This is a genomic window from Microcoleus sp. Aus8_D2 (assembly GCF_036702665.1).
Classification (GTDB): Bacteria; Cyanobacteriota; Cyanobacteriia; order Cyanobacteriales; family Microcoleaceae; genus Microcoleus.
Genome location: NZ_JAUBUN010000023.1, coordinates 78,851 through 102,226, shown reverse-complemented (window position 1 = coordinate 102,226; position 23,376 = coordinate 78,851). Strand labels below are relative to the sequence as shown.

The window sequence follows — 23,376 nt, the reverse complement described above, 5'->3', positions numbered from 1 at the left end:
GTCACCAATGTCAAGTGGGATAGGCAGACAGATTTAAATGCTGCCTCATCCTGGCTTGATGCTGCGGACAGTTTTCTGTACCTCTGCAACTACATACCAGAGGCACGTAGTTGGGATGCGAGCCCCAAGAGCGATCGCAACTATAGCGGTTCTCAAGCGTGGTGAGGTATGCCCTATGCCCTATGCCCTATGCCCATAGCCCTATGCCCTATGCCCTATGCCCTATGCCCTATGCCCATAGCCCGTCAAGTACCTCATCTTTCGCTTGAAAGGGTATACGTATCTCTGCCTTCAAAGAGCAAAGAGCGCTCTTCGCGCAACTACGTACCTCAAAGACTGAAATCTCAAACTGCAAAAAACATTTTTTTTACAGTGCTGTCCCCGATCGCAAGCTGTATAATACTCGCGATCGGCGACAGCACAACAAATGCAAAACTGAGATGCTCCCGAATGCTATTCAAGTCTAATCAAGCGGCGTAAATTAGTTGAATTTACTATTAATAGCTTTGTTTTTTGACTTTGACTGCGGCGGTAATTGCCTCGATCGCACTTCGATCGCACTTCGCACCTCGATCGCACTCAAAGGCAACTCCAACTCATCAAGATCGTTGCGGAACTTCACCGCAATATCAGCACCATTAATAATCGCCCCCAACAGCCGCGGCCCCGATTTATGCGACTCATCCTCCTCTGATTCCAGCAACTGATCCGCAGCCTCAGACAGCATACTAGCCAGAGTGTAACCAGGCCGCGCCACCAAAATCATACCGTCCGTGTACGGTTCCAGCGTCAGCGCATCATTGCACTCGCTCAACGCCGGAGAATCCACAACCACAAAATCAAAGCGGTTGCGAACATCCTCAAACAACCTCCGCATTTCGCTCGATTCGAGCACCGCCGAAGCCTGCCGCAAAAAGCCCGGACTCGGTACAACGTATAGGTTCTCCACCTCGGGAACCAACAAAACGCACTCGCTCATATTGCCGTAATAGTGCAAAGGTTCCACCGCCGCCAGAGGATCAGTAGCGATTTTCAAAGACTCCACATTAGAAGCCGATCGCAAATCTGCTTCAATTAACAAAGTCCGTTTACCCGATCTTGCCGACGCAATTGCCAAATTGTAAGCACTAAAACTCTTCCCCTCCAAAGGAGCCGCCGAAGTCAGCAACACCACCTTCACAGGTTTTTCACCAATTCGGCGCAAATTAGTCCGCAACCGATCGTAAAAGTCCAAATAAGGGGAATTGGGCTCCAAAGCCAGAGGCATCTCATCCCCATAGGAATCAAACACCGTCACTTCAGGCAAAACTGCCAGTATCGGCACCTCTTTTTCCACCAAAGCCGCCCGCACTTCTTCCCAACTGTAAAACTTGCCGTTGAGCATCCCCAACAAAAATATCAACCCGCCGCCCAGCAGCAATCCCACAAATCCGCCCACCGCCAGCATCACCGGTAAACCTCTCTTGCTTGACTCAACATCATCAGTTTTGGGATGTTGGGCGATTGTCAAACTCCCCGTTGTCTCAGCTTCCGCCGCCTCAGCATCTACCAAAGCCGACTGCATCTTATCGTAGAGAGCTTTTTTCAGCCCCACTTGCTGGGCTAACCGCGCTTGTTCTAACTGCTTGTTGGGGATTTTCGCGTATTCCTGGCGCAATTGCTGTTCAGTTTGCTCGACTCCTTTGAGTTGCTGTCCTACCATATCCCGCTGCGTTTGTAAAGCAATCAAACTTTGAGCTAACTGCTGTCTCGCCGGGTCTAAAGAAGAGTCTATCCGAATTCGATCGGCACTTCTGAGCGGAGCAGCCACCCCGTTACCGCCGAGCACCTCCGACTGTCGCTGCTGCAACTGCTGCTCAAAAGCTTGTTTTTGTTTCAGCAATTCCACAATTTTCGGGTGTTCCTCCTGCAAGTCGCTGCGCAGAATTTTGAGCTGAGATTCGATCGAAAACAGTTGCACTCGCAGTTGTGCAATAATTGGATCTGCAGACAGTGCTTGAGCGACGTAAGCTTGATCCACATTCAATCCCAAGCGATCCTGCAAGCTTTTGATTTGAGCTTCAATTCCTCCCAACTGCACGCGGAGTTGCCGCTGCAACTGTTCGTTGCCGATAATCGCTGGCGGCAAAGTACCGTTCTGAGCTGCTAAAATTGAAGTTCCTTCTCGTTTTTCGTAGGCTTCAAGTTTTTCTTCCGCCTCCCTGAGTTCCTGAGTTACTTTCGGCAAGCGCTCTTTAATTTGGGCGATCGTTTGTTGGAGTTTATCACGATTAAGAGTTTGGCTGCGAGCCACCATTTCGTTCATCAGCGCCTCTACTACCTCTTTTGCTTTTTTGCGATCGGCATTTTTGTACAATACTTGAATCAAAGCGCTGGGGTCATTACTCTTGGTCGGCATTTTGATCTGAACGCCGTCTTTCAGCTTTTGGGCAGAAATCTTTACTTTTTTTGCTGCTGGTTCAATCACCTTCTCTGTATCCTGTAGCATATCTTTAGTTATTTCTTGTCCTTCCTGTTGAATTTTGGTAGTAGTCGATGAAAAAATCACACTCGGCCTGCGGTATGACAGCGTACCTGTAGCAACGTAAACCGGCGCCGGAGTTGGCTGCATGCCCACTACTCCCGACACGCCCACAGTCACCGCCAGAGTGGCCAGTCCCACCCACTTGTATTGGTCGAAAGCAATTAAATAACGTTTAACAACTGATAAACTCATAAGGATTGAAGAATTGAAGAATTGAAGAATTGAAGAATTGAAGAATTGCTAACGATAAATCATAACTAAGGAACTAAAATTTAATAACTTAAACAGCTCCTACAGTCCTCTCTCCTATAAGCTGGTTCGTAAAAGGAGGCTCTTCCTCCGGATCTTCGTTACTTTCGCAGAGCGAAAGTAACAAGCAAGTCGCTTAATTTATTTAATTGCCATTCCTAAGTAGGTAAGGGCAAAAAACATAGTATCTTGTAGGGTAGGTGTAGCTAACAATCTTTGATAGAAGTGAGTTTACGATTACAAAACCCGTCCTCCCCATAAGCGTGTTTATTTGTAACCACCTACTGAATGACCAATGACCAATAACGGCAGGACGGCAGGACCAATGACGGCAGGACCAATAAGTAATGACCAATAACTACCTATTGTTATTATTAGATGGCCCAAACAGATTATTCACCCCATTTCTCAACTGCTCAAAGAACAGAATAAATCCCAAAGTATCGCGGAATGGTCTAGTAAAAGTATTGATTGCATAACCAATACGCTCTACCAGATTCCTACCAATCACAATCACATCGTTATCTTCCAGCATCGGGTTCTGAGAAACATTGCCCTCCAAAGCAGCTTTCGCATCTATCTTTCGGTTGATTGCTCTACCTTGCTTTTGGTCGAACCGAATCAAGGCCATTTTCCGCAAGTCAGCTAGATTCACAGGTAAATTGTTGATAGCATCCAAAAACTTGCTGCCATTTTCTAGGTAGAACGAAGTCAAACCACCACTAGCGTAACTCAAAACTCGAACGTAGATCCTGGGCTTAATCAGCGTAGACCTCGCCACCAAAGCTTTGTCGTAGTCTAGGTTTTTGATACTAGCGTCCAATTCCGGGATGACAATCACATCTCCCGAGGCCAAAGGAAAATCAAACAAATCGTTAGCCTTTGCTAGGGGAGTGTAGAGGTCGATGGGCTCCTCCAACGAGGAGCCGTCTACCAGCGTCCGTCGCACTCGCACCGCCCGTAAATCGGCTTTTCCCGTGACTCCCCCCGCAACCACCAAAGCAGCCGAAATTCGACCAGAACCCGCCGGAAGCGTGTAAAAACCAGGTTTGCCGACTTCTCCGGTGACAGTGATTTGGACGGGGACAGTGGCAGCGGCTAGGCTGTATCTGGATGCTAAATCTCGATCGGATTTGCGATCGGGCGTAACCTGTTTATACGGTACGACGATCGCATCTCCATCTTCCAAACGCAAATCCGGCGGAGCAATACCAGTTTGCAGCGGAGTCAAAATATCAACAACTTGCTCAGCGACAGCACCACCCGGCAAAGTCCGGCGCACCCGCACCGCCCGCAGTTCGGCCGTCGGAGTAGTCCCAGCAGCAGCCGCCAGAGCCGCCGGAAGCTGCGGGGTTTGCAGCGGATAAAAACCAGGTCTCGCCACTTCCCCCGTCACCGTCACCACAACCGGGCGCTGAACCAGCAAAGCAGCCGAAACTTGAGGATTTTTAATAAATTGGGTGAACCGCTCGCGGAGGCGCTGCTGTGCTTCTTCGATGGTAAGGCCGCGCACATTTACTGTTCCGATTAGTGGCAGTACAATTACCCCTTCAGGGCTGATTGCACCCGTAAAACCTAGCTCGGGGAAGCGCTCAACTTGAACAGAAATCTGGTCTCCCGGGCCCAGGCGGTAGGGCCGATTCCGAAAAGCTGGGTTAATTTCCCGGTTCGGCTGTGCAGGTGGCGGTGGCGGTACGCGCAGTGGCGGTGGCGGTACGAGCCGCTCAGAATTAGGAACAACAGATTGGGCTAAAGCCGTTTCCGCAAAAACTTTGCCGTTAAACCCCGAGAATACAGCAGCAAAAGATAGAGTCCAAGCAGTTGAATACAGGCCTGCCAAGAAAAAAGCAACAGGATTTTTAATTAGGAATTTATCCCGCATTTTGAGGATATAAAAAACGGTAGTAATTTGAAGTTTTCGCGGTTGTTTGAGTTGCATTTGCGCAGTCAATAAAATTATTGAGTTTTTAGATAAATTATACTATTTTAGATTGGAGATTTAACAATTGGGAATTAGATCGTGTCCGTTTGATTCGGACTTGTATCATGTTATCTCATCTCCGGTCGATTACCATAACAAAAACGGTTCGCGCGTGCGGACGCCAGGACGCTCTCAAGCTGCGTCCTGGCGTCCGCACGCGCGAACGTTTTAGTGTCCACGAAAGTCCGCTCTCATGCTGCGGACGCTCAGGGGGCACTACGAACGAATCTGATTGTGGTTAAGCCCTCGGACACTATATTAAGTTTTGTAGGGGCAATTTTGCCGATATATTTGATAATTATCAACAAATTATATAAATCCGCCCCGTCCCTACTGACGATATAAAGGTTTGACTGGCTTATATAGCCGTTATTACCGACAGGAGGTATTCCAGATTCAATTCTGCGAATATCAAGTTTTCTCACAAGCGTCTGTACCTCCAAAAACCTGAGACTCTGCTCTAGGCACCAGCGATTACCAATTACCAATTACCCATTGCCGATTACCAATTACCCATTACCCATTACCCATTGCCCATTACCAATTACCCATTACCCATTGCCCATTATCAATTATCAGAAAGTTTCTGCCATTAATTGAGCCTGAACAGTTTCGCCCAAAGATTCCAGCAGCGGTTCAACTATCTTAATGTCGCTCTGCGGTGGAATGGGAACGATGATACTGACAGCAACCCAAGAGGCGCGGCGGTTCGACAGTCTCGCAATGCTGTCTTCCCAAAACCAGCGGCTGGTTGCTGGAGAACCGCCGTTAGACCAAGCGTACCACTGCACGACAGCAAAAGTTTGTTGGGGAGTCCAGCTTCGGAAAAACCGGGCCTCGACGGTAGGCGGCGGGTTGTCGGATATTTTTGCTAATTTAACTCTAAATCTCAAAGTGCGATGAGAATCTGTTTGCCACCGATGAAATCCATCGATATCTAGCCATTCTACTTGCGGCTGGTTTTTGGGGTCATTTTGAGGCATTAGCAATAAAATGGCAATTGTTTGATGATTTTTAATTTCTTCAACTAACCACCTGTGACCGCCAATTTGGACTTGATTCTGGACGCGAATCACCAGCCAGCCGGGAAGTCTCATCCCGTGTTGGCGCAAACTTTTCAATTGCTTGAGGTTTGCAACTGGTGGCGGGTTTGTCCAAGGCCACCTTCCCGTTGCGTAGCCGGGAATTGCTACTGCCGCAACCAGTACCAGCAAAAACACCAGTACCACAATTTTAGATTGGTACCGCCGCCATAGTTTCCGTGCTGAAATCATTTGTTTCATTAATTGGCAGACTGGCTTGGGAAATACTTTTCCATCCCGTTGATGAGAAGTACCAATAAGCCTAGTATACAAGCAGAATACAAGTCTCCACCCCATCCGGCGTGCAGCCAAGTAAAAAGACTCTCTCTCTTGGTTCCGTGAAAGTAAGTTAGCAAAGTGTTGCGGAGAATGTTGGAAGTGATGCTAATTATAGATGTACTAGCTAAAAACAAAATGCTTCTTTTGTTGGAAGTCGAAACTCCAGTCCAATCTAGCAGAATTAAGCTGACGTAAAGACTGGTAAACAGCATTTTTAAGCCTGCACAGTGGGGCGCCACTTCGACAATGCGATCGTTTACGTACAGATAAATTTCTTCCACTCTCACGTTGAGACCAACCTTAATTAATATCAAGCCTGATGTTTTAGCAATGAAGTCCTGCAACGGCAATGCGTAGGGTTCTATGAGGTAAGGAATGTGGTTTGGTGAGGCCAGAAATACGAATAAAAGCGGCATTGTTTGCAATTTTAAGCCGGGAAATCCTTTTAAAGACAAGCAAATGCTGGCTAGCATTAGTGGTAGGGATAAATTCACCAAATCGCTTAAGCGACTCAGATAAAAAAGCGTCGCTACTATCAGCAAAAAGCTTCCCAAAGGATGCGGCGAGTTGGGCAAGCGCAGCCAGCACTTTCGGTTCGTCCAAGCAATATAAGCCGCGTAGGGCAAACCTATTAGTCCGTGGCTGAAATATTCGTGTTCGATGCTGATGTTTTTGTTTAACCAGCCGTCGTACCAGTGTACTACCAGAGGGGCGTACAGCAGCACTAGGAGCACCCCGATACCTTCCCCCAGGAGGTATCGCTTGAGAACAATGCGTATTCTGCGCTGGATGTGCATGGTTTGAGAAGTTTGGAGATTGTCGCACGAGGGTTCGCAACGCGAAAGCGGTTTTGAACTATTATGAGTTAAAAATTTGTTAATTCTCAACTCCAATGCTGTGAGCATTGCACTCTAATGCTTGCAACACTCTTAGGAATGAGAATTAAATAACTTACAATTTTTATGCTTCTTGTGGGATGGGCGGGGGATCCCGTCCGGAAAGGGTGGGCGGGCTACAAGATCCCACCCCACAAACTTGTGTAAATTATTTAATTCACGATCCTTAGCATAACTTTTATAAACAATTAAGTAAAATCCACTTAATTCAAGGTAAAATACCGATCGCTAAACAGTTTACTGTGTAAGTCTTCTTCCGTCTTGAGTCTTGAGTCTTGCGTCTTGCGTCTTCCTTCTGTCTTCCTTCAGTCAACTGTCAACTGTCAACTGTCAACTCTTCCTTCTCTCAACTGTCAACTGTCAACTGTCAACTGTCAACCGATCGCCCGTACAACCTGCTCGATCTGAGTATTGCTCAATCCGGGATACATTGGCAATGATAAAATCTGTTCGCACAGGGTTTCTGCGTGGGGGAAGTCGCCCGGATTGCCTAAGTTTTGGTAGGCTGGTTGCAGGTGGCAAGGTATGGGATAGTGGATGCCTGTTTGGATGCCTTCTCGGGTCAGCTTTTCCTGAAGGGTGTTGCGGCCGATCGGGCTTTTGTCAGTAATCTGGATTACGTAGAGGTGATAAATGTGACCTGTGCCGCTGTGATTGGCGATCGGTATAATGCCTTTGTGTTTCAGGGGTTCTAGTAGAGTATTGTAGTGTTGGGCGGCCTCGTGGCGATCGCGATTCCATTTTTCCAAGTAAGGCAATTTCACATTCAGCACCGCCGCTTGCAAATTGTCAAGGCGGCTGTTAGTGCCGATTTCCGCGTGCAAATATTTGCTTGGTGCTCCGTAATTGCGAAGAGTTCGCATTTTTTCTGCGACTTCTGCATCGTTAGTAATTAACATCCCGCCGTCGCCAAAACAGCCGAGATTTTTGCTGGGATAAAAGCTGAATGCTGCGGCTTTTCCAAAAGAACCCGCGCGGTATCCTTCTCTTTCGGCTAAATGCGCTTGCGCCGCATCTTCAAATACGATCAAATCGTGACGGTTGGCAAAATCTAAAACTTGCCTGGGCGACACCATTTGACCGTAGAGATGTACGGGGATAATTGCTTTAGTTTTCGAGGTTATTGCTGTTTCGGCTGCTGTCAGGTCAATCAGGGCGGTTTCCGGGTCGCAATCTACCAGAATAGGTACTGCTTTGGCTTGAATCACACCAATTATGGTGGCGATAAAAGTGTTGGCTGGGAGGATAATTTCGTCGCCCGCATCAATGCCGCAAGCTTGGAGTCCGAGGGCGATCGCATCAGTTCCACAAGCCACTCCTACGCCGTATTGTACTCCAGAAGCTGCTGCAAATGCTGTTTCAAATTCTGCCAGTGCTTCACCTAAAATAAAGTCTCCGTGCTGGATAATTTTTCCAAGTGTTGCTGCTATTTGAGATTCGATTGGTTGGTGTTGCAGGTAAAGGTTTACAAATGGAACTTTTGGCTGGCGACTGCTCATACATCGGAGGGAGAGTAATTATTTATTTTAGCACTTAATTGCGGAGATATTTTATTTTTTTTTACCGCAGAGGGCGCAGAGATCGCAGAGAAAAAGAGGAATAGAGGAGAAAGCCGATCTCACTTTTCTGAGCTGTATATTAAATCAAGGTTTTTCGGTAATATAGAATTAGATAATTTTTCGGCAATTGAGATCGTGGAATACAAAAAACTAGGCGATAGCGACTTATTAGTATCTGAAATTTGTTTGGGTACGATGACTTACGGTCAGCAGAATACGGTTGCAGAAGCGGCCGAGCAACTCGATTTTGCGATCGCTCGCGGCATCAACTTTATCGATACGGCAGAAATGTATCCGGTGCCGGGAAAGCCGGAAACTCAGGGGAAAACCGAGGAATATATCGGTGAATGGTTGGCGAAACAGCAGCGGGATAAAGTCATTATAGCGACTAAGGTAGCCGGGAGAAGCACTCGATTGAAGTGGATTCGGGAAGGGAAAAATCAGATCGATCGCCCAAATGTCGAAAAAGCTCTCAACGACAGCCTGAAGCGCCTGCAAACTGACTGCATCGACCTCTATCAGATCCACTGGCCCGATCGCTACGTACCGCTATTTGGTGCGCCGGACTACGACATCGCTCAAGAACGCGAAACAATACCAATTTTAGAACAGTTAGAGGTGTTTGCTGACTTGATTAAAGCTGGGAAAATCCGCTATTTGGGTTTGAGCAACGAAACGCCTTGGGGAGTTTGCGAGTTTTGCGAGTTGGCCGAAAAACACGGTTTGCCGAAAGTTGTTTCGATTCAGAATGCTTTTAGTTTGAGCAATCGGACTTTTCAGATTAATTTGGCAGAAACTTGCCGTTTTAAAAATGTAGGATTGATGGCTTACAGTCCTTTGGGATTCGGAGTTTTGACGGGCAAATACTTGAATGAAGTCCCGGAAAATTCGCGACTGGCTTTATTCGCAGGATTCGGTCAGCGTTACGATAGAACTAATTTGAATGATGCGGTGAAAGCGTATGTTGAGATTGCTCGAAAATACGGGTTGAGTCCGGCGCAGATGGCTTTGGCTTATGTGCGCTCTAGGTGGTTTGTTACTAGCACAATTATCGGTGCAACATCGATCGCCCAACTTGAGGAAAATCTCGGTAGTTTGGAGGTGACGCTGGATAAGGAGATTGTAGCGGAAATCAATGCGGTGCACGCTAAGTATCCGAATCCCACGCCGTAAGTTTATTAGTAGGTTGGGTTGAGGTAACGAATTCTACGTTTCACTTCGCCCAACTTACAACTTTTTTATATTATGTATGTTGTACCAATTAAAAAAAATACCGAAGTGGCAGAAATTATAGAACAGGATATAATAGATTCTAGCGTAGAAGTTGGCAGCGGTTGTGAATGGACAGGTAGAGGAACAGAACCCCAATGGAACAATCCTAAATCAACGAAAGCTTACGACCATATTGCTCGTCATCACGGCTCCCAACTTAAACCCCATGAACTTATGGGAAGAGCTGCAAGCACTAAAGATGACCAAGGACAATGGCTAAATTCAGAGGATTGGATAATAGCTGAGCAATTAGTACCTAAATATCGAGGTCAATACATCATTGATTTTCAGCGTCCTATTGGTAGAGTTTACCATCCCAATCGAACTCTAACTGAGAACGTCAGTCGCGCTTTTATTCAAAGGAATATTGATGGAACTCTGAATTGTGGTTATCCTATAGTAGATGGGGTAATTCTACGAAAATTTAATAGAAGTAGGAGTAGCAGCGATGAATAGCAGTCAAAAATTTAATTTTAAATTAGCCGAGCGTTTCTTAGAAAACTACGCAGAGCCTCCTGAAGATCCATTGGGAGAGCTTTCTCATTTTGAAATGGGATGGCGACGTTTCTGCTTTGAATGCGACCATAAAGTTTTAATAGAAATAGGTGATGAGAAAATAGAGGTATTTTTAGATTTAGATATTTCCATGATGATAGAGGATAACTTTCCACAGGAAATTGCTAAGCTATCGCAAGGTCACAAAATATCAATAGATTTTCCTGAGAGTTGGTTGATGATTAGGTTGCTTCCTAGGGACGATCGCATTAGCTGTACTTTGAGCACGTTTGGAACTTCCTGCTGGGAAAAGGTTTTTGAGTTCGATCGCACTCACGTATTAGATGTGCTCAAAGGTTTTCTTGAGGAAGTGATGCAGCTAGCTGTAGATAAAGGTTACATCACGCTGTTCGAGAAGGAGGAGTTTATTCGTCCGGCTTTTGCTAGCAGTACGGATGCTGTGGTATTAGGCAAGTAGTTGGTTTGGGTAGTGTTTTGGGCGATCGGTCTTTTTGTTGTCAATGAATATTTAAACCTTGTTTAACATCTATTCCCAGCGCTGGGAATAGGCGATCGCACTTTTTGTTGTCAATGAATATTTTAACCGCAGATGATGTACGGGCGAGACGCCCGTACCACAAATCATGTACGGGCGAGACGCCCGTACCACAATGAAAGAGGATGTTTTGGGCGATCGTTCTTGACGCAGAGGAAATGGGAGAGAGGGGCGATCGAGGCCATAGCATCCCGAACTCAACAATTTTTCAAGTTCCCAGAGCTGGGATTTTTCCAGATAGGATCGCCTTCGCCCCAAGCCCCAGCCAATTGCTGCTATCCCTGGGAATGTTTGGTCAGTTATGACAAAGATCGAGGACAGTTGTTAAAAGATCGGGATTAGTTAAATGCTAAGCAATTAATACCTAAGTATCCGGGTAAGTACATTAATTATAATATATTTCAAATATCGCTCTGAGCCTTTTTCACAATAGTCAGGTATGCTGAATCATTTGATTGTCAAAATTTTGAGAGTCACATATACACATTTTAATTTCTCATATTATCTTGGATAAGCGGGATATATTGAGAGATTATAACCTTTAAAGATTATCCTAAAATTTCATAGTTGGGGGTTGCCAATGTAAGTTTATTAGTGTAGACTGGGAGAGTGCAAGACAGAAGAAATAGTCCTCACCCCAAGTGTAAGAACGATAACCTTTTAATGTCTTGTATTTGTCGTAATACTGAATCCTTGACTCCTGAATTTTCACATTTGAACATGTTTGCTCTAAAGTCTTGGATTTTTGGCAATATCGCATCCTATGTGATACGGAAAAGCCCCGCCTGAACTACTAATTCAGACAAGGGCCTTTGCTTTAAGCGAACTCACGGTGGTTTGACATCTCAACTTCCGACCACCACAAGTCAACGTAACTTTTGAAATATATGTGCCACCATTATACTCCAGAATGCGAGTCGTTGTACACCGACCTTCGGCGGACTCAGAAAACCCTCTCTGTTTTGGCGGAGTCGCACCGCGCTTTGGCGGAATCGTACCGCAGTTTGCTTGAGGAAAACGAAGCAAAGGATAAAACTATAAAATCCTTTGAGCAAAAAGACCTTGAACAGCAACAAGAAATAAAAGACTTGAGGCGCGAACGTGATTGGCAGCCAAATGACTGGGATAACGATGGTTCATCAAATGCAGATTGTCACGATCGCCTTTATTCCGCAGAAAGGGTAGAAAGCTGGTAAAAAGTACGATCGCCCTTCCCATCCCAAAAATACGACAATGGTAAAGGGCGATCGCACAATCTCCGCCATTCTTCAACCCGCGCACATTCTTCAACCCGCGCAGGCGGGTTTTGCTTGTATAGACGCGGTTTCAACCGCCGAGTTGAATGATTTTGCTTGTTTTTGCTCCAAAAACTCAGCAAAGTCGCGGACTTCTGCCACTAAATTATCAGGTAAATTATCTAACACAGACATTAACTGTTCTCGAACTCCCGTAATTTCGCGGGCAGATTTCACTAATTGCAACTGATGGGGATAAACCGTCTCAACGCCGATAGTTTCCATAAATGATTCGGGTTCATCCTGAGTTGCAGTCACAAAATCTCCGCCAACTTCCGCTTTCACCCATCCGCCAAATAACTCGACTAAATATGCTTCACCATTTTTGAATATCTCAACAATTGCCCCGGCTGTTTCTGGTGGTGCAATTAAGCCATCGGCGAGGGTGATAGGTTCGGTTAAACTCACTGCATCGAATAACTGAAATTTGCTCATTGCTATCTCCCAAATCGTTATGGAGTATCAAAACCGCAGATGCACGCCGATGAACAAATTCGCAGACTTCTGCAATTAATCAGCGTTTATCTGCGTGCATCTGCGGTTAAAAATACCCCCTAAACTCTCTGACAAAAAGCTTAATGACCTAACAGTTTATCACGCAGGTGCTTAATTCGATCGCGCAACTTACCAGCCTCCTCAAACTCCAACTTCTTCGCCGCCGCCTTCATCTGCGTCTCCAGGCGCCCGATTAACTGAGGAATCTCATCCAAAGATAACTCGTCCACCTGTTCGTAAACCTCCTCCAACTGCTGCGAGTTTAGCTTGCGCGACACATCCAGAAACGCCAGAATCGCGTTAGTCGATCGCTTTTTGGCGATCGGCTGCGGCGTAATCCCGTGCATCTTATTGTACGCTAGCTGGATTCCACGGCGGCGATCGGTTTCGTCGATCGCCTTAACCATGCTGTCAGTCAAATTATCCGCGTACAAAATAGCCTGTCCCTGCACGTGGCGCGCCGCCCGCCCAATCGTTTGAATCAAAGAACGTTCCGATCGCAAAAACCCCTCTTTATCCGCATCCAAAATCACCACCAGCGACACTTCCGGCAAATCCAAACCTTCCCGCAACAAGTTAACTCCAATCAACACATCAAACTTGCCATCCTGCAAATCTTGAATAATTTCGATGCGTTGAATCGACTGAATTTCCGAGTGCAAATACCGGACTCTAATCGCCCTTTCCTGCAAATATTCCGTTAAATCTTCCGCCATCCGCTTCGTCAAAGTCGTCACCAAAACTCGCTCGTCCCGAGTGACTCTCTCCTTGATTTCTCCCAACAAATCGTCAATTTGTCCTTCAGTCGGGCGCACGAATATTGTCGGATCGACTACTCCCGTAGGGCGAATTACTTGCTCGGCAACTCTCCCTTCCGAAATTTCCATTTCCCAATTCCCAGGAGTTGCAGAAACAAAGATACATTGATTCTCTTTTGCCCAGAATTCCTCTGCTTTCAACGGGCGGTTGTCTGCTGCACTTGGCAATCGAAAACCGTGTTCGATCAATACTTTTTTCCTGGCTTGGTCGCCGTTGTACATTCCCCGAATTTGCGGCACTGTGACGTGGGATTCATCTACTACCAACATCCAATCTTTCGGAAAATAATCAATCAAACATTCCGGCGGTTGTCCGGCATTTCGGCCTGCTAAATGCCGCGAATAATTTTCGACTCCGTTGCAGTATCCCACCTCGCGCAGCATTTCCAAATCGTAGCGAGTGCGCTGTTCTAACCGCTGCGCTTCTAAGAGTTTTCCCTCTTTTTCAAATACTGCCAGTTGGTCTTCTAATTCGAGTTCTATTCCTTGGCAAGCTGCCTCTAATTTATCATCTGCCGTCACAAAGTGGCGGGCTGGATAAATATTTAAAGCGGTTGTACTGTGCAGAATTTTACCAGTTACGGGGTCAACGTAGCGAATGGCATCAATTTGATCGCCGAAGAATTCGACGCGAATAATTCGATCTTCGTAGGCGGGGCCGATTTCTACAACGTCGCCTTTGACGCGAAACTTGCCTCTGCCTAAATCGATGTCGTTGCGACTGTATTGGACGTTAACTAAATCTCGCAATATTTGGCGCTGGTTGACTTCCATTCCTACTTGCAAAGGAATCGCAGCTTTTAGGTATTCTGCGGGCATTCCCAAACCGTAGATGCAGCTAATTGATGCTACGACAATTACGTCGCGGCGTTCAAATAGCGATCGCGTGGCGGAGTGTCGCAGCATATCGATCTCGTCGTTAATTGATGCCGTCTTCTCAATGAAAGTATCGCTGACGGCGATGTAAGCTTCAGGTTGGTAGTAGTCGTAATAACTGACAAAGTATTCGACTGCATTGTTGGGGAAAAAATTGCGCAGTTCGTTGCACAGTTGAGCGGCCAGGGTTTTGTTGTGTGCTAAGACTAAGGTGGGTCTACCGATTTTTTCGATCGCCGAGGCAATGGTGAAGGTTTTGCCCGTACCTGTGGCGCCGAGTAACGTTTGAAATCGATCGCCTGCTTGGATGCCTTTGACGAGTTGGGCGATCGCTAGCGGTTGGTCGCCCGTGGCCTGGAAGGGCGCTTGCAATTGAAAAGATGCTGCCGCAGTTACCATAGGAAAATTTCGCTATTACCGATAAATCTTAACAAAAATGCAGAGAATCTGCAATTTCGTTAACAAAATAGTTAAACTTTATAATATTATTTTAATTATCGGCCGCAATAGAAAGCAGAAAGCCCAGAAAAGCAGTTGTCCGAACCCATCAATCAGCAAGGAAAAAAAAATTATGCCTCTCACACCCAAAGATCAAGTCAAAGCGAGCGCCCGCCGCAACAAAGGCACTACCAAGGCCCTACCACCCGCCAGCGAAGCCAAATCAGCGGGCATTCAACTTTATCAGCCGCAAGTCCTACATGACAACCGCCCCGTCGGTCCAAACGATTTTACCATCAGCGAGACAGTCTCGATCTCGGGGAATCGCCCGATCGGCACCAGCACCCTGCACATCAGCGAAACCTACGGTATTGTAGGCAATCGCCCGATCGAAGCCAGCGACTTTGAAGTGGTGGCTACACTCGGCAGACGCCCGATCGGCTCCAGCGCCATGCAAGTCAGCGAAATGTTCAGTATGTCCGGTGCGCGCCCCGTAGCCATGAGCACTCTGCACATTGATGAAGTTTACTCGACAATGGGAGGCAACCGACCAATTGCTTCCAACGACATTGACGATAGCTCCACCTTAATGGGATTTTTAGATTAATTAGTCATTAGTCATTGGTCATTAGTCATTGGTCATTAGTCATTAGTCATTAGTCATTGGTCATTAGTCATTGGTCATTGGTCATTAGTCATTAGTCATTAGTCATTGGTCATTAGTCATTAGTCATTAGTCATCAATGTTGTTTCAATAGACCTCTTGCATAAGTCTTCGATCGATCCTTCAACCGCAGATATCAGACAGATAAACACAGATAAAAGCAGATAATTTTAGGGCGTTTTCCGATTTTTGCATGAGGTCTAATGTTAGCTAATGACTAATGAAACAATATTAGCAAATTTACTTACTATCCCGATTCAGCAATTGAACCGTATCAAGTGATTTATTTAACGTATTAAATATCTCAATATCCTGAGCATCCCGCAACCCAAGCTTTTGCAATGTAAGAGTGTTAACACTGAATGTTTCGGTTAATCACTGAGCCAAACTCGGAGGCAATTGAGCATTTAACCAGAAAATCATACTGCTATCCTGGGAAAATCAATGCTGAGAGATGCAAAAAGCAGACACGCTTGAATGTCTTCGGGTTCCAAATCGGGAAAATCAGCCAGAATCTCGCTAGGGGTTATATTGTCTGCTAGAGTTTCTAAAATGTCGCTAACGCGAATTCTCATGCCACGAATACAGGGGCGTCCACCACATTTACCAGGTGTTTGAGTAATTCTAGCGAGCAAAGCAGTTCTATCCATCATATCTTGAATCCCTATTTTTCACCTATTATTATAGTAATCCTACTTGACTAATCACTAATGACTAATGACTAATGACTAATGACTAATGACTAATGACTAATGACTAATAACTAATGACTAATAACTAATGACTAATGACTAATGACTAAGGACTGCTGTCAACTGTCAACTGTCACGGACGCTGATATTTACTCAGTAAATCAGCAAAGCGCTTGTAATCCAAAGGCTTCCTCAAATACTCCGCCGCCCCCAATTCCAAACCCTGATTTTTGTCGTCCAAAAAAGTCAACATAATTACTGGAATATTAGCTAAATCCGGATCGGCTTTCAAAGCAGAAAGCACCGCCCAGCCGTCCATGCTTGGCATCATCACGTCCAGAGTAATTGCATCCGGTAGCATCTCTTTAGCTAACTGAAGCCCTGCTTCACCGCTAGCCGAGGAGATCACCCGAAATCCTTCTTTCGACAAACAGCGGCCGATCAAATCCCGCGAGTCGGGATCGTCGTCAATCACCAGCACAGTAGCAGCATCGGGAATTTCCAGCGGTTGCGATCGCATTTCCACCAGATTCTTCGCTGTTGCCGGGACTATACTGGTATCTAAGTTCGAGGCAGAATTGACTGGTATTTCTGCAATTTCTCGATCGCCCTTCACTGCTTTTTCCCTTTTCTTCATCATCGGTAAGCGGATCGTAAAAGTAGAACCGCAATCAAACTCGCTATCAACCTTAATATCCCCGCCCATCATCTGGCAAAACTTCCGGCTAATTGTCAGCCCCAAACCGGTGCCGCCGTACCTGCGGGTAGTCGAATCGTCCGCTTGGGCGAAAGCTCCGAATAACCTCGACACCTGATCGTCAGTCATCCCAATGCCCGTATCGCTGACTTGAAACACGATCGCAGCATTTTCGCGCCCCATGGGAGTTGCCGAGATTTCCTCGGCATTACCCACCACCAAAACTTCCCCTTCTTCCTTCCAAACATTAATTGTAATTTTGCCTCGATCGGTAAACTTAGCAGCATTGCTCGCCAAATTCAACAGCGCCTGTCGCAGCTTCGCCGAATCAGCGTAGATCGTGCCAAGATCGCGATCGCAATTGACGCTCAAAGTGTTACCATTTTTCCCCACCAGCGGTTGAATTGTAGTCACAACCTGCTCGACTAACTTCAACACATCAACAGTCTCCAGGAAAAGAGTCATCTTTCCTGCTTCAATTTTAGAAATATCCAGGATGTCACTAATAATATTGAGCAACTGCTTGCCGGCCATATTAATGCTGGCCAAATCCATCACAAACTCTTCCTCGCCGAGTTCGATCGCCTCTTCTTGCAGCAGCTCGCTGTAGCCGATAATCGCATTCAGGGGCGTCCGCAACTCGTGAGTCATATTTGCCAAAAATGTGCTTTTCGCCCGGTTAGCAGCTTCCGCAGCGTTCTTAGCGACTTCCAATTCGCGCGAGCGCTCCTCTAGCTGTCGCTGCCGCACCTCCAAACCTTTGAGCAAACTGCTAATTTGCTGAGCCATCGTATTGAGAGTAGAAGATAGCACCCCGATCGCGTCATTAGACACCACAGGCGATCGAGCCGTCAAATCACCGCTCGCCATCAGTTGCGCTGTTTCCCGCAGCAAGCCGAGATTGCGAATAATTGCCGACACCGACACACAAGCTACTATTCCCGCGATCGAACTCAAAACCAAAGCCCCCACCAGCAAACTCTGAGTGCGGCTCGCCACAGCCATAGTTTGCTCAGCTAGCGCCGCCATTGTTACCTGCTGAACCCCCGCCGGAAATGAGGCAGCCTCTATCGCCAGCAAAGAGTTCTTCATCTCCAAAGAACCCATCCACCCGATTCCCACCGCCATCCAAGTGATCAGTACCATGCTCACAAACAGCCCGAGCAAAGAAGCGCGAGTTCCTATAGAAATCTGCTTCGGAGTAAGTGCCGCCGCCCAAGGATAGCTTTTAAGAAAAGGATCGGGCTGTATCGGTGCCCCCGAATTCCAAATCTCCTCAATTTGACCGTCCGATCGCACCTGACCAATCCGCACTGTTTTCCAGGTATGCTGCGTTTGGGCATCTATTTTTACGATGCCCGAAGGCGCTGCAAACTCAATATTTTTAGCAGCCGCCCTGACTTTAACCGCATCTATCGAACCAGCCTTTTCGACTGCTTGCTTCCACAGATAAACGCCCAAATAAGCCGCTTCGATCGGGTCATCCGTCACTCGATTTTCCCCGTATCTCGCTTGATAAGCCTTGACAAATTTCCGATTTTCCGCTGTATCCACCGTTTGAAAATAGTTCCAAACCACCAGATGTCCGGCAATATTGGACGGCCCGATCGCCCGCACTTCCTCTTCTGCTACACTGACCGACATCACCGGCAAATCCTCCGGTTTCAAGCCAGCTTCCCGCAGATGAAGGAAAAAAGCCACATTGCTGTCGCCGTTAAGAGTGTTGAGAATCGCATCCGGTTTAACTGCTAAAATATGTGCGATCGCCTCGTCCACTTCCCTCGAACCCAGCGGCAGATACGCTTCCCCCGCCAACTCCCCTCCGAGTGCCGCCAGTTGAGCTTTCACAATCAAATTTGCCGTCCGGGGAAAAATATAATCAGAACCCAACAGGAAAATTTTTCGCTTCCCCTGAGCCAGCAAGTAATTCACCCCAGGTACAATCTGTTGGTTCGGGGCCGCACCAGTATAGAAAATATTCGGACACTGTTCTAGCCCTTCATACTGCACCGGATAAAACAGCAACCCGTTAGAGTTCTCGAAAGCCGGCAGTACAGCCTTGCGACTGGCCGAAGTCCAACAACCAAATACCACCGCCACCTGCGATTCTTGGAGCAATTGCTTAGCTTTTTGAGCAAAAGTCTGCAAATCGCTGGCTCCATCTGCTATCACCGCTTCCAAGGGGCGTCCCAGTACCCCTCCCGTCGCATTAATTTCCTCAACAGCCAACAGCGTCGCATCTTTAACAGAAATTTCGCTGATGGACATCGTGCCCGTCAGCGAATGCAACACGCCTATTTTGATCGGCTCACAAGTTGGGCCGGCTGCTTCGAGGGGGTTACTGCTCCTTGCTCCCATAGGGTTTTAGATACTTTTTACTAATAACAGAAATTTTAGTTCACTCCTGCGGGCAGTTAGTCCGGAGGCTCACTCTGGTTTAGCAGATTATTTCACCCGATCGCCACAAAACTTGAGAATTCCTGCCTCCTGTTGATTTTTACGGTCAAACCTCCCTGCATTCACTTAATTCTGCACTAACCTGTCGCCGATTTCTGTCTCGACCTTTCACCGATGTCGAAACACCCTCATTCCACAAACCGCAGCACCCAAGAGATGCGATCGTACCCTCAAACAAACTCTCCCCCTCGGGCGCTCTGTAGCGCTCTCGGGCCTCCCTCCCATCTCTCCAACTCATTTAGCAGATAGCAGCCTGCCTGTCACCAAGTAACTTCACCCACTCACCCACTATTCCCCTGTACCGATCTCGCTGCCAGCAGATTCAACTCTCCGTGATTTCTCTTAAGTATAGTACCCTCAATCAAAAAGTCATCAACTTTTACCAGCCCCCTCTCTCCCTTCAGGCAGAGGGAATACTCTGTAATTTCCCTTACCATCGATTTAAAGTTAATCACTTTTTACTAGCCTGGTAAAAAATAAATTTTGCAAACAAATAGGGTGAAGACTAATGAATATTGATGAAGAAAATGCGAAAACCACAGGCAGCGACTCTCAAGTCACTCTACCAAAATCCAGGGAAAAATTGCTCGGTGAGGTAACGGAAAAAGCCCTGAGCCAGCACAAACAAGAAAACGCTCAAACTTTGCGCGCGGTAGAACAATTGAAGGAAGAACTTCAGCAAAAAATAGATGAAGAGTGTCATCAAAAGCGAGATTAAGACTAATATTGTTTGGTTGTGGGTGCGGGTAAGAGTTTATCTTGCCCGCACCACTTTTTTAGAATCAACAAATTAGATAAATTTGGGATTGGGCGGCGAGATCAATAAAAAAATACTTACTTTACTTGTCTGCTCGAGAAATCAGGCAAAAGACTTTAGCTGTGTACCATAAAAATCATCATAAAATCAAACATTTTAAATTATTTTGAGCTTCATAAAAACAATTCTTGGCGCGTGGGTGTCTGTGGAGTTTTTTTGAGGGTAACACTTGGCAGCAGTTAGCAGTTTAGGTAAAAAACGCTCAGCCGGAAACTAGCAGTCTATCCCCAACTCAAAAATAACTTTTGCCGCTGTATTATTCCCTATTCCCTATTCCTTATTGCTGATATCCGTTAAATCCTTTAAATAGCGTACACCGAGCTTTGTCCTAGTTTCTTCCTACAGGTAGAGTGCAAGGCGATGCCTTGTTACCTATGATGAATTTAAGTAAAAAACGTCATATTAGATACAGAAAGGGAGAAACCCATGAGCATTGAAGATAGAGCTAAGGCAACTGGCAAAAACATCGAAGGCGCTGCTCAAGAAGCCCTAGGCAACGTCACTGGCGATCCCAAAGATAAAGCTGAAGGTAAAATGAAGCAAAAAGAAGCAGAAGCTGGCCACGCGATCGAAGATGTAAAAGATGAGATCAAAAAGAAAATAGACTGAGCCTAATACTCATTGAGAGGGTCTTGAAACCTGACCCTCTCAAGTATTCAAATTGTTTTCACAACGGAGGAAAAAAGGTGAGCTTATTGCAGCAGAGTCGCAAAATGATTGCGGGTTTACTCTTGGTTTTAATGCTGGCTGTTACTACTGCCTGCGCCCCCAGCGTTTCTGCCCAAAAACCGACTAACGTACCTGTCGCAATTGGTGGCAGTCAAGGCTATTACGCGCAGCTAGAACGCGGCAATACCGCGGCAGGTCAAGATTTTGGTCAATGGGTAACAAAGACCGCTCAGGGCTTGGTTCAGGATGCTTACGTGCGCGACAATAATAAATTGGGAGTGGTAATCACGCCTCAAGTTCGCCCTACTGAAGTGAAAGATTTGGCGAAATCTTTAGCCCAAGGCTTTCACCGCAATTTCCCAAATCAGGATTTAAGTGTTTTGGTTTACGCGCCTGACAAAAAACTGATTTTGACGGCTAAGTACGACCAGCAATCAAATCAGATTGAATACAAGTCTTGACCAGGCTATAAACTTTCAACTTTAGCCGCGCGACGGTTTAATATTCCGCAGTTTTTTGTAGGCCAAACAATCTCAAGTTGAGACATAACTGTTGTGTAGATTGGAAAAGAATTACCATGAGTAGCAGCGATAATTACAAGCGTCAAATTATGAGCGATTTGGCTCAGGGCGATAAAGAAATGATGCCGGAAACAACCGGTGAAGAGTACGAAAACTTTGACGATTTTGCTCAGAGAACTTCGCCAGATCAGCGCAAACAATTATTCGGGCGTTCTCTGAATCATGACTCCCTCCCGCCAGCCCAGTTGGAACCGGAACTGCAAAAGGCGATCGCCCAAATCAAGCCAAACGAACGAGACGACGTGGCACGGGAATTCTTCAAGCAGTTGGACAAGAGAGGATTGAACGATCGCCAATTGGAAAAGCAGCTAGGACTTTCTACGCACCACGCGAGCCGCATGACTGCTGACGATGTTACCAAGCTGGCTTCGTTTACCTATCACAATCACCCGGATATTTTCCGAGAAGTGCTGGCCGAACAGCCTAGTTTGATGAAGTTTTTGGGCAATCCAGTGGTTGCGGGTATTTTGGGAATAGTTGCTGCTAAATGGCTCAACAGCCGCAAATAATCCGGGAAGGACTAAAGTCCTCACTACAAACCTTTTGGATTTCGCAAATAATCTGGGAAGGACTAAAGTCCTCACTACAAACCTCTTTGATGGCGTTTGTAGTGAGGGCTTTGGTTCGGAAGGACTAAAGTCCTCACTACAAACCTTTTGGATGGTGTTTCTAGGGAGAACTTTAGTCTTAAAAATTTTAATATGAGTCAAGTTATTACTACAAACTACTCGCTCAAATATTATACAAAATCCCGAGAGTTAAAATCTTAATTATGCCCCTGGTTGCTGTTTGGGTGAGTAAAACCTACTGCCAATTATCCGCTCCGAATTTGCGATCGCCAATTACTAATTATTGCTCACAGCTAAAAATAGCTGCACAGCAGTAAACCGCGGTACACCTGACACTCCGCAAAATTAAATGTAGGATTAAGTGTTGCCGTGAATCAGAAACAAAGATGAACATATCCACTATTTGGCGAAAACTCCGCAGCCAGCAAGCCTTCTGCTTGGCTGCACTGCTTGCGGGTTGCCTTGTATTTATCGGTTGTTCCCCCGCCCAGTCAGGGGGTGGCAATTCAGTCGATCCCAAGTTGAAAGAGCAAGTCTTGCAGATTATCCGCGAAAACCCGCAAGCAATTTTAGATTCGGTACAAGCGTACCAGCAACAGCAGCAGCAGTCTCTCAAAGCAGCGCAGGAGTCATTTTTGCAGGAGATGAAAACTAATCCCAAATCTTCGATCGGGGATTCTCCTAGCACGGGATCGGCTTCGCAGCAGATTGTACTTTTAGAATTCTCTGACTTTCAATGTCCTTTTTGCGCGCGCGCTTACGATAATGTCAAGCAGTTTATGGCAAAACACCAGGACAAAGTTACTTTAGCTTACAAGCATTTTCCCTTGAGTTCAATTCACCCTGAAGCGCTGCCAGCAGCTAAAGCAGCCTGGGCAGCCCAACAGCAGGGAAAATTCTGGGAATATTACAGCGCTTTGTTTGAAGGCCAGAAACAGTTAGGCGAGCCATTGTACGGATCGATCGCCCAAAAGCTCAATCTCAAATTAGATAAATTCAACACCGATCGCAACAGCCCCGCCGCCGAAGCCGCCATTCAGAAAGACGTGCAACTCGCTCAAAAACTGGGCATCGAAGGCACTCCCTTCTTTATTATGAACGGCAAAACTTTCTCCGGTGCGATCGAGATTTCAGAGATGGAAACCATTCTCGCAAGTGTCTCCAAATAACAGGGAAATAGACACAAAAAAGAATTTTTTGTGTCTATTTCACTTTTTCGCTGCTATCTCAAGTCTGAGTCATTAAAGATGCGTTCCCAGGCTAAAGTCTGGGAACAGTAAAAATTTAATACGCAGTCACTGCGAGTAAATGTTCCTTAAAAAAGAAAGGTACGTTGTTGCGCTTGGGCGCTCTTTTATACCATTTTGACAAAAGAGTGCTACACAGTCAATGTTTTGTTTTTTTATCAAACCGTT

Annotated in this window: 20 protein-coding genes; 10 read left to right on the top strand and 10 right to left on the bottom strand. The window is 46.3% G+C overall.

What is annotated here, in order from left to right; translation table 11 throughout:
* Nucleotides 1–481: 481 nt before the first annotated feature.
* From QUB64_RS19035 to QUB64_RS19015, 5 genes are all read right to left on the bottom strand, one after another.
* Nucleotides 482–2,716, bottom strand: coding sequence for a GumC family protein (locus tag QUB64_RS19035; protein WP_333278318.1), 2,235 nt, complete (start codon nucleotides 2,714–2,716; stop codon nucleotides 482–484).
* Between the two features lie 415 nt (nucleotides 2,717–3,131).
* Nucleotides 3,132–4,712, bottom strand: a complete 1,581-nt coding sequence (locus tag QUB64_RS19030; protein WP_333278321.1) for a polysaccharide biosynthesis/export family protein — start codon at nucleotides 4,710–4,712, stop codon at nucleotides 3,132–3,134.
* Nucleotides 4,713–5,329: 617 nt separating this feature from the next.
* Entirely contained in the window at nucleotides 5,330–6,028 is a 699-nt protein-coding gene (locus QUB64_RS19025) for a cyanoexosortase B system-associated protein (RefSeq protein WP_333394165.1), read from the bottom strand.
* Between the two features lie 8 nt (nucleotides 6,029–6,036).
* Complete coding sequence (gene crtB, locus QUB64_RS19020) at nucleotides 6,037–6,912, bottom strand: cyanoexosortase B (RefSeq protein ID WP_333275370.1); 876 nt, start codon at nucleotides 6,910–6,912, stop codon at nucleotides 6,037–6,039.
* Nucleotides 6,913–7,385: 473 nt separating this feature from the next.
* Complete coding sequence (locus QUB64_RS19015; RefSeq protein WP_333275368.1) at nucleotides 7,386–8,510, bottom strand: DegT/DnrJ/EryC1/StrS family aminotransferase; 1,125 nt, start codon at nucleotides 8,508–8,510, stop codon at nucleotides 7,386–7,388.
* Nucleotides 8,511–8,705: 195 nt separating this feature from the next.
* Between QUB64_RS19015 and QUB64_RS19010 the strand changes: the two genes are divergently transcribed.
* The 3 genes from QUB64_RS19010 (at nucleotide 8,706) to QUB64_RS19000 (ending at nucleotide 10,815) form a co-directional block, all read left to right on the top strand.
* On the top strand, nucleotides 8,706–9,743 hold the full coding sequence (locus QUB64_RS19010) for an NADP(H)-dependent aldo-keto reductase (protein ID WP_333275366.1): 1,038 nt from the start codon (nucleotides 8,706–8,708) through the stop codon (nucleotides 9,741–9,743).
* Nucleotides 9,744–9,815: 72 nt separating this feature from the next.
* Nucleotides 9,816–10,298: a hypothetical protein gene (locus tag QUB64_RS19005; protein WP_333275364.1), complete on the top strand. Its 483-nt coding sequence runs from the start codon at nucleotides 9,816–9,818 to the stop codon at nucleotides 10,296–10,298.
* Nucleotides 10,291–10,815 carry a hypothetical protein gene (locus tag QUB64_RS19000; protein ID WP_333275362.1) on the top strand — a complete coding sequence of 175 codons (525 nt, stop codon included), beginning with the start codon at nucleotides 10,291–10,293 and terminating at the stop codon, nucleotides 10,813–10,815. Before QUB64_RS19005 ends, QUB64_RS19000 begins: the two co-directional genes overlap by 8 nt.
* A 69-nt stretch (nucleotides 10,816–10,884) precedes the next feature.
* Here QUB64_RS19000 and QUB64_RS18995 read toward each other — a convergent pair whose 3' ends face one another.
* Nucleotides 10,885–11,151: a hypothetical protein gene (locus tag QUB64_RS18995; protein ID WP_333275361.1), complete on the bottom strand. Its 267-nt coding sequence runs from the start codon at nucleotides 11,149–11,151 to the stop codon at nucleotides 10,885–10,887.
* A 629-nt stretch (nucleotides 11,152–11,780) separates the two neighbouring features.
* Here QUB64_RS18995 and QUB64_RS18990 point away from each other — a divergent pair.
* A complete protein-coding gene (locus QUB64_RS18990; RefSeq protein WP_333325614.1) occupies nucleotides 11,781–12,089 on the top strand; it encodes a hypothetical protein in 309 nt (102 codons plus the stop codon).
* Between the two features lie 90 nt (nucleotides 12,090–12,179).
* Here the strand turns inward: QUB64_RS18990 and QUB64_RS18985 are convergent, their stop codons facing one another.
* Nucleotides 12,180–12,623 (bottom strand): DUF2281 domain-containing protein, encoded by a 444-nt coding sequence (locus tag QUB64_RS18985; RefSeq protein ID WP_333275357.1) that lies wholly within the window; start codon nucleotides 12,621–12,623, stop codon nucleotides 12,180–12,182.
* 140 nt (nucleotides 12,624–12,763) lie between these two features.
* A complete protein-coding gene (gene uvrB, locus QUB64_RS18980) occupies nucleotides 12,764–14,776 on the bottom strand; it encodes an excinuclease ABC subunit UvrB (RefSeq protein WP_333275354.1) in 2,013 nt (670 codons plus the stop codon).
* A gap of 172 nt (nucleotides 14,777–14,948) precedes the next feature.
* On the opposite strand from uvrB, the gene QUB64_RS18975 reads away from it, so the two are divergent.
* Nucleotides 14,949–15,422 carry a hypothetical protein gene (locus QUB64_RS18975; RefSeq protein WP_333275352.1) on the top strand — a complete coding sequence of 158 codons (474 nt, stop codon included), beginning with the start codon at nucleotides 14,949–14,951 and terminating at the stop codon, nucleotides 15,420–15,422.
* 476 nt (nucleotides 15,423–15,898) lie between these two features.
* Here the strand turns inward: QUB64_RS18975 and QUB64_RS18970 are convergent, their stop codons facing one another.
* Nucleotides 15,899–16,132 (bottom strand): DUF433 domain-containing protein, encoded by a 234-nt coding sequence (locus QUB64_RS18970; RefSeq protein WP_333275350.1) that lies wholly within the window; start codon nucleotides 16,130–16,132, stop codon nucleotides 15,899–15,901.
* A gap of 172 nt (nucleotides 16,133–16,304) precedes the next feature.
* The gene (gene urtA, locus QUB64_RS18965) at nucleotides 16,305–19,160 is read right to left on the bottom strand and encodes an urea ABC transporter substrate-binding protein (RefSeq protein WP_442921676.1); all 2,856 of its coding nucleotides are present in this window, start codon (nucleotides 19,158–19,160) and stop codon (nucleotides 16,305–16,307) included.
* Between the two features lie 673 nt (nucleotides 19,161–19,833).
* On the opposite strand from urtA, the gene QUB64_RS18960 reads away from it, so the two are divergent.
* From QUB64_RS18960 to QUB64_RS18940, 5 genes are all read left to right on the top strand, one after another.
* Nucleotides 19,834–20,043 (top strand): hypothetical protein, encoded by a 210-nt coding sequence (locus QUB64_RS18960; protein ID WP_333275346.1) that lies wholly within the window; start codon nucleotides 19,834–19,836, stop codon nucleotides 20,041–20,043.
* A gap of 525 nt (nucleotides 20,044–20,568) precedes the next feature.
* Nucleotides 20,569–20,751 (top strand): CsbD family protein, encoded by a 183-nt coding sequence (locus QUB64_RS18955; RefSeq protein ID WP_333275344.1) that lies wholly within the window; start codon nucleotides 20,569–20,571, stop codon nucleotides 20,749–20,751.
* A 77-nt stretch (nucleotides 20,752–20,828) separates the two neighbouring features.
* The gene (locus QUB64_RS18950) at nucleotides 20,829–21,272 is read left to right on the top strand and encodes a hypothetical protein (RefSeq protein WP_333275342.1); all 444 of its coding nucleotides are present in this window, start codon (nucleotides 20,829–20,831) and stop codon (nucleotides 21,270–21,272) included.
* 116 nt (nucleotides 21,273–21,388) lie between these two features.
* A complete protein-coding gene (locus QUB64_RS18945) occupies nucleotides 21,389–21,901 on the top strand; it encodes a hypothetical protein (protein WP_333275340.1) in 513 nt (170 codons plus the stop codon).
* Nucleotides 21,902–22,347: 446 nt separating this feature from the next.
* On the top strand, nucleotides 22,348–23,130 hold the full coding sequence (locus tag QUB64_RS18940) for a DsbA family protein (protein ID WP_333275338.1): 783 nt from the start codon (nucleotides 22,348–22,350) through the stop codon (nucleotides 23,128–23,130).
* The last annotated feature ends 246 nt before the right edge of the window (nucleotides 23,131–23,376 follow it).

What these genes read in the sequence shown, in the direction of transcription:
- QUB64_RS19035 (WP_333278318.1), bottom strand. Translation starts at nt 2,716, where the DNA reads ATGAGTTTATCAGTTGTTAAACGTTATTTAATTGCTTTCGACCAATAC.
- QUB64_RS19030 (WP_333278321.1), bottom strand. Translation starts at nt 4,712, where the DNA reads ATGCAACTCAAACAACCGCGAAAACTTCAAATTACTACCGTTTTTTAT.
- QUB64_RS19025 (WP_333394165.1), bottom strand. Translation starts at nt 6,028, where the DNA reads ATGATTTCAGCACGGAAACTATGGCGGCGGTACCAATCTAAAATTGTG.
- crtB (WP_333275370.1), bottom strand. Translation starts at nt 6,912, where the DNA reads ATGCACATCCAGCGCAGAATACGCATTGTTCTCAAGCGATACCTCCTG.
- QUB64_RS19015 (WP_333275368.1), bottom strand. Translation starts at nt 8,510, where the DNA reads ATGAGCAGTCGCCAGCCAAAAGTTCCATTTGTAAACCTTTACCTGCAA.
- QUB64_RS19005 (WP_333275364.1), top strand. Translation starts at nt 9,816, where the DNA reads ATGTATGTTGTACCAATTAAAAAAAATACCGAAGTGGCAGAAATTATA.
- QUB64_RS19000 (WP_333275362.1), top strand. Translation starts at nt 10,291, where the DNA reads ATGAATAGCAGTCAAAAATTTAATTTTAAATTAGCCGAGCGTTTCTTA.
- QUB64_RS18990 (WP_333325614.1), top strand. Translation starts at nt 11,781, where the DNA reads ATGTGCCACCATTATACTCCAGAATGCGAGTCGTTGTACACCGACCTT.
- QUB64_RS18985 (WP_333275357.1), bottom strand. Translation starts at nt 12,623, where the DNA reads ATGAGCAAATTTCAGTTATTCGATGCAGTGAGTTTAACCGAACCTATC.
- uvrB (WP_333275354.1), bottom strand. Translation starts at nt 14,776, where the DNA reads ATGGTAACTGCGGCAGCATCTTTTCAATTGCAAGCGCCCTTCCAGGCC.
- QUB64_RS18975 (WP_333275352.1), top strand. Translation starts at nt 14,949, where the DNA reads ATGCCTCTCACACCCAAAGATCAAGTCAAAGCGAGCGCCCGCCGCAAC.
- QUB64_RS18970 (WP_333275350.1), bottom strand. Translation starts at nt 16,132, where the DNA reads ATGATGGATAGAACTGCTTTGCTCGCTAGAATTACTCAAACACCTGGT.
- QUB64_RS18960 (WP_333275346.1), top strand. Translation starts at nt 19,834, where the DNA reads ATGAATATTGATGAAGAAAATGCGAAAACCACAGGCAGCGACTCTCAA.
- QUB64_RS18955 (WP_333275344.1), top strand. Translation starts at nt 20,569, where the DNA reads ATGAGCATTGAAGATAGAGCTAAGGCAACTGGCAAAAACATCGAAGGC.
- QUB64_RS18945 (WP_333275340.1), top strand. Translation starts at nt 21,389, where the DNA reads ATGAGTAGCAGCGATAATTACAAGCGTCAAATTATGAGCGATTTGGCT.
- QUB64_RS18940 (WP_333275338.1), top strand. Translation starts at nt 22,348, where the DNA reads ATGAACATATCCACTATTTGGCGAAAACTCCGCAGCCAGCAAGCCTTC.